This window comes from Legionella drancourtii LLAP12 (assembly GCF_000162755.2).
GTDB lineage: Bacteria > Pseudomonadota > Gammaproteobacteria > Legionellales > Legionellaceae > Legionella > Legionella drancourtii.
Map to the genome: position 1 here is coordinate 11,601 of NZ_JH413804.1, position 5,561 is coordinate 17,161.

The window sequence follows — 5,561 nt, forward strand, 5'->3', positions numbered from 1 at the left end:
TTGCAAATTCCTGTTTCTCCGGATTGTCTTGGCAGGCTCTTAAATATTTTTGGTGAACCTTTAGATGGTGGAGAACCATTAAAAACCAATGAATATCGCGATATTTTTGCAAAACCCTCGCCTATTGAAATGACAACGATAGAACAAGGAATTCTTGAGACAGGAATTAAAGCCATTGATTTGCTCTGTCCCTTTATTCGAGGAAGTAAAATCGGATTATTTGGTGGTGCAGGTGTAGGAAAGACCATACTCCTTATGGAATTTATGCATGCCATTATTCAACTTCATCAAGGAATTTCCGTTTTTGCAGGAATTGGGGAACGAATACGTGAAGGACATGAGTTGTGGCATGAAATGAAATCAGCTGGTGTTATGGATAAAACTTTAATGGTATTTGGCCAGATGGATGAATCACCTGGGGTGCGTTTTAGGGCGGGTTTATCAGCACTATCTTATGCTGAATATTTGCGAGATACAGTGGCGCATGAGGTTCTTTTTCTTGTCGATAATATTTATCGTTTTGTACAGGCAGGTAGTGAAATCTCAGGTCTATTAGGCAGAATGCCGGCAAATGTGGGATATCAACCAACTTTAATGACGGAGATTGCAGAAATTGAAGAGCGAATTACCTCTACTTCCAAAGGAGCTGTCACTTCAGTGCAAGCAGTTTATGTTCCAGCAGATGACATGAGCGATCCCGCGGTTACTGGAATCATCACTCATTTGGATTCAATTGTGGTGCTTTCCCGATCACAAGCTGGAAAAGGTATTTATCCTGCGGTGGATCCTCTGGGGTCAAAAAGTAAATTTATGGATAAAGTTGTTTTAGGAGCGCGTCATTACTCTGTTGCTCAAGCAGTACGAGAGCATTTGGCACGATATAGAGAATTGGAAGATATTATTTCTATGATGGGGATTGAAGAGCTGTCTAGTAAAGACCGAGAGGTTGTCTTAAGAGCGCGTAAACTACAGCGGTATTTAACACAACCCTTCCATGTTACGAAACAGCAAACAGGTATTGAAGGAAAATCTGTTTCATTAGAGCAAACATTAACAGATTGTGAGTCGTTTATAAAAGGTGAGTTCGACGGACTATCAGAAGAACAATGCTATATGGTAGGAGCAATGAATAACAGGAGTTAAATTTTAAAATGGATGGGTTTGATTTACATCTACAGAGTTCAACACAATATGAAATAATTCATAATGTGGTTAGCTTTGTCGGTGAAGATGCCTCTGGACAATTTGGTATTTTGGCGAATCATGCCCGAATGATGACTTGCTTAAAATTTGGTTTAGCATGGTTTCGTTATGATAATAAAGAAAAAGAATATTTAGCTTTACCAGGCGCGGTAGTCTATTTTATAGATAATCAACTTTACATTTCTACACGACATTATTTCCGCAACGCAGATTACCAAGCAATACAAATTTTAATAGAAAAAGAATTACATATTGAGGAAGAAAATCTTCTTCATATTAAAGAAAGCTTGCATCGTTTGGATGAAGAAATTTTAAAACGTTTATGGGATTTAAAACGACAGGATAAATATGGATTTTAAAGAGCCACAAAAGAACCTTGAAAAACAGGTGAAATTGGATGTCAATAATATTAACAAAGCAAAAAAAGAGAAATCCACTTTGTTAGCACAAACTGTTTTTCTTGGAACTTTGGGCTTTGTTTTTATCCTGCCTATTATTCTGGGCGCCTATCTTGGGGTTTGGTTAGATGAAAAATTGAAGGGATATTCTATTATGTGGACGCTAAACCTAATAATTCTTGGTGTTATTGTAGGTGCTGTTAACGTGTATCTCCTTATTAAGGAGTAGCTGTGAATTCAGGAAAATTATTCACTCAAATTGCCTTTACCATAGGTCCTGTGGGAATCACTCAAAGTATAGTGACTACCTGGATCATTATGCTTTCATTGTTAATTTTCTCATGGTTATCCACTCGTAAATTATCGCTTCAACCAAGTGGGTTACAGATAGTTTTAGAGGGAGTTTTTAGCACCATGCATGATGCTGTAGAAGAAGTTCTGCCTACCCAAGTTGATCTTGTATATCCATTTATTGCCACTTTATGGATTTTTATCCTTATTTCCAATTTAATTGGAATTATACCAGGACTTCATTCGCCTACTGCTGATTTATCAGTAACTGCTGCTCTAGCGACTATTGTTTTTATATCGGTACATTGGTTTGGAGTTCGTGCAGAAGGATTAAAAAACTATTTGAAACATTATATTCGTCCTACGCCATTTATGTTACCGTTTCATTTGATAAGTGAACTATCCAGAACTTTAGCGTTAGCTATCAGATTATTCGGTAATATAATGAGCTTAGAGCTCACTGCTCTTATAGTAGTGATGATTGCAGGAATTTTAGTACCTATACCCATATTAATGTTACATATAATTGAAGCAATTATCCAATCCTATATTTTTGGTATACTTGCTTTAATTTACATTGCTGGAGGCATTCAGTTACAAGAACTGAGAAAACAAGGAGAGTTATCATGAATAGCATTAGTTGGTTTAGTTTAGCTTCAACAATTATCGCCGCATTAACTATTGCTATAGGGACAATTGGGCCTGCAATCGCCATGGGCCGCGCTATAAGTCAAGCATTAGATGCCATAGCAAGACAGCCTGAGGCAGAAAAATCAATCACCAGAACATTATTTATTGGTTTGGCCATGATTGAATCGTTAGCAATCTATTGCTTAGTAATCGTTTTGATTATTTTGTTTAGAAATCCATTAATATCTTATCTGGTTACTCCATAAGGAAATAAAATGGAGCTCTCTTGGTCATCCATAATATTAGAGATAGTTAATTTTCTTGTCTTAATTTGGATATTAAAACACTTTTTCTATAGCCCAATACAAAAAACTATTAATGAGCGAAAAAAAATGATCCAGGATAAACTGGATAACGCTGAAAAATTGAATCTTGAATCGAGTGAGTTACAAAAGAAATATGAAAATCGTCTTGCGGAATGGCAACAAGAAAAAGATAAAATGAAAAAAAAATATGAACAAACCATGGAGCAATGGAAATTAGAAGAAAAAGCTAATTTTGAAGCAAAACTAAAAGAGGAACAAAAAATTTATTTATCACGGGACATGAATAAATTTGCTGAAATTAGTGAAAAAAATGCAAAAGAATCCTTTGTATTGGCGGGGAAATTCTCAGCAAAATTATTAATGAGTTTCGCTGATGCGCATCTTGAAAAAAAAATCATCGAAAAAATGATAGAAGACCTCAATAGTTTCCCAGCCGAAAAATTGCAATTAATCGCTGATCTTGCTGAGCAAAACCAAGTTATTGTTCAAAGTGCCTATCCGATTAATAAGCATCAACAACAGGATTTATTACAAGCAATTAACAAATTAGTACACCGGAAACTTAGCGCTGATTTTTCTGAAAATCCAGATCTTTTTGCCGGATTGAGCATTCAACTTGGATCAATAATTTTACAAGCTAATCTTCGCGATGAATTAAAATTTTTTACGGAGATAAAAAATGGACTCGCCTAATAGAAACTCATTTCTTGATGCGCAGCAATTGCGAATTGATAATTATGCATTTCAAGTCAGGGTGTCTGAACAAGGACAAGTGGTCTCTGTAGGAGATGGTATTATCTGGATCAAAGGGCTACCAACAGCTGCTATTGATGAGATTCTTATTACAGTTGATGGGTGTTGTATCGCGATGGTTTTTCATCTCACTGAATCTCTTGTTGGCGCAATCATGTTGGTCCAAACAAAGAAATTAAAGTCAGGAACGCCTATTGGTCATCTTAAGCGATTATTAAGCATTCCAGTAGGCGACAACCTTCTTGGTAGGGTGATTGATCCTCTAGGATACCCGTTAGATGAAGGTGTGCCTCCTCAATGTGATGAACATGGTTTATTGGACATTTTATCACCTCCTATTGTGAGTCGCGATTTTGTTAACCGTCCTTTTTATACAGGGAACAAAATCATCGATAATTTAATTCCTATTGGAAAGGGGCAAAGGGAATTAATTATAGGGGATAACGGACTTGGCAAAAGCTCCTTGGTCATTGATGTGATTATTAATCAAAAAGACAAAAATGTTCGATGTGTTTATGTCTTAATCGGCCAAAAACGCTCTACAGTTAGTAATACTATTCAATTATTAAAAGAAGCTAATGCTTTAGAATACACCACCATAGTTGTTGCACAAGCGACAGCATTACCAGGATTACTTTACCTTGCCCCGTTCGCAGGGTGCGCTATTGCAGAATATTGGATGAAAAACGGATTTGATACCTTGGTTGTATATGATGATTTGAGTGCCCATGCAAACAGTTATCGCGAGCTCTCTCTTTTATTGCGTAGACCCCCTGGACGCGAAGCATTTCCAGCCGATATCTTTTATCTTCATTCACGTTTATTGGAAAGGTCTACTTGCCTGTCTTGTGAAATGGGTGGAGGGAGTATGACAGCACTTCCTATTATTGAAACAAAAGAAGGTGAAATTGCTACTTATATTCCTACAAACCTCATATCGATAACCGATGGACAAATATTTTTTGATGAAAAATTGTTCTCTTCTGGATTTCTTCCGGCAATTGATATAACAAAATCAGTTTCTCGAGTGGGGGGTAAAGCTCAGAATCCACAAATTAAAAGAGAAGCAGGTAGAATGAAACTGGATTATATGCAGTTTCTAGAGCTGGAAATTTTCACACGTTTTGGCGCAAAACTTGATCCTAAAATGCAAACACAAATTCAAAGTGGGCGCATTTTAAGAGAAATATTAAAACAAGACAGACTTTCTCCTCTGCCTATCGAATTCCAACAGGCATGGCTTATTGCCTATAACGATGGTTTATTTGAGTGCGTGAAATTTGAAGATATCCCACATGTGCTTATAAAAATTTCACAAGAGATCAAAAGGAGCAGCTTATCATTAGCGAGTCCACGAGAAGAGTGGAGCAATGCTGTAAAAGGATGGCTAGATTTATAATGCTATACTTGATTTTAGTTACACTTGTAACCTATCTCCTTGACCCCTCGGAAGACTGCCATGACTAAACGAAGCCAACTGAAAGAGCATCTTCATACTTTAGAAGAAATTGGTAACATCATGACAGCCATGAAAAATCTTTGCTCTATTGAAATGAATAAAACCACTAAATTTCTGTTGATGCAGGAGAGAGTAATGAAAACCATCCAAGAAGTGAGTAGTGATTTTTTAAGTTTTTTTCCTATTTTTCCACGGCCTAAAATAGATGCTACCCCGGTTATTTATATTTTAATTGGTTCGGAACGTGGATTTTGTGGTGGATTTAATGATTATGTGGTTAATCAGTTAGCAAAACTTAAAGAACAATCTACCGATTTTAACCCGGCATTAATTAGTGTAGGTCGTAAATTAGCATTAAAATTGGCTAATGATTCTCGTGTAATGGCAACTTTGGATGGGCCTAATGCCCTTGAAGAAATTCCAACCGTAATTTTAAAAATTTTACAATCATTAGGGTCTGTTGACATTTCACATAGGCAACCATAAAAGTGCGCAAACCAT

Annotated in this window: 8 protein-coding genes; all 8 read left to right on the plus strand. The window is 36.5% G+C overall.

Annotation, left to right across the window (positions count from 1 at the left end):
• Window positions 1-1,143, plus strand: a 1,143-nt coding sequence (atpD, locus tag LDG_RS03525) for a F0F1 ATP synthase subunit beta (RefSeq protein WP_148263495.1), incomplete at its 5' end; no start/stop codon positions are given.
• A gap of 8 nt (window positions 1,144-1,151) precedes the next feature.
• Window positions 1,152-1,562, plus strand: a complete 411-nt coding sequence (locus LDG_RS03530; protein WP_006869770.1) for a F0F1 ATP synthase subunit epsilon — start codon at window positions 1,152-1,154, stop codon at window positions 1,560-1,562.
• Window positions 1,552-1,830 carry an AtpZ/AtpI family protein gene (locus LDG_RS03535; protein WP_006869771.1) on the plus strand — a complete coding sequence of 93 codons (279 nt, stop codon included), beginning with the start codon at window positions 1,552-1,554 and terminating at the stop codon, window positions 1,828-1,830. Before LDG_RS03530 ends, LDG_RS03535 begins: the two co-directional genes overlap by 11 nt.
• A 2-nt stretch (window positions 1,831-1,832) precedes the next feature.
• Window positions 1,833-2,522 (plus strand): F0F1 ATP synthase subunit A, encoded by a 690-nt coding sequence (locus LDG_RS03540; protein WP_006869772.1) that lies wholly within the window; start codon window positions 1,833-1,835, stop codon window positions 2,520-2,522.
• Window positions 2,519-2,788 carry a F0F1 ATP synthase subunit C gene (locus tag LDG_RS03545; protein WP_006869773.1) on the plus strand — a complete coding sequence of 90 codons (270 nt, stop codon included), beginning with the start codon at window positions 2,519-2,521 and terminating at the stop codon, window positions 2,786-2,788. Before LDG_RS03540 ends, LDG_RS03545 begins: the two co-directional genes overlap by 4 nt.
• A 9-nt stretch (window positions 2,789-2,797) precedes the next feature.
• Entirely contained in the window at window positions 2,798-3,541 is a 744-nt protein-coding gene (locus LDG_RS03550) for a F0F1 ATP synthase subunit delta (protein ID WP_040534374.1), read from the plus strand.
• Complete coding sequence (locus tag LDG_RS03555) at window positions 3,528-5,000, plus strand: F0F1 ATP synthase subunit alpha (RefSeq protein ID WP_006869775.1); 1,473 nt, start codon at window positions 3,528-3,530, stop codon at window positions 4,998-5,000. Before LDG_RS03550 ends, LDG_RS03555 begins: the two co-directional genes overlap by 14 nt.
• A gap of 60 nt (window positions 5,001-5,060) precedes the next feature.
• A complete protein-coding gene (locus LDG_RS03560) occupies window positions 5,061-5,546 on the plus strand; it encodes a F0F1 ATP synthase subunit gamma (RefSeq protein WP_006869776.1) in 486 nt (161 codons plus the stop codon).
• Window positions 5,547-5,561: the final 15 nt, after the last annotated feature.

Bases quoted from the DNA above. Each gene is read 5' to 3' on its own strand.
- LDG_RS03555 (WP_006869775.1), top strand. From the start codon at position 3,528: ATGGACTCGCCTAATAGAAACTCATTTCTTGATGCGCAGCAATTGCGA.
- LDG_RS03545 (WP_006869773.1), top strand. From the start codon at position 2,519: ATGAATAGCATTAGTTGGTTTAGTTTAGCTTCAACAATTATCGCCGCA.
- LDG_RS03550 (WP_040534374.1), top strand. From the start codon at position 2,798: ATGGAGCTCTCTTGGTCATCCATAATATTAGAGATAGTTAATTTTCTT.
- LDG_RS03535 (WP_006869771.1), top strand. From the start codon at position 1,552: ATGGATTTTAAAGAGCCACAAAAGAACCTTGAAAAACAGGTGAAATTG.
- LDG_RS03560 (WP_006869776.1), top strand. From the start codon at position 5,061: ATGACTAAACGAAGCCAACTGAAAGAGCATCTTCATACTTTAGAAGAA.
- LDG_RS03530 (WP_006869770.1), top strand. From the start codon at position 1,152: ATGGATGGGTTTGATTTACATCTACAGAGTTCAACACAATATGAAATA.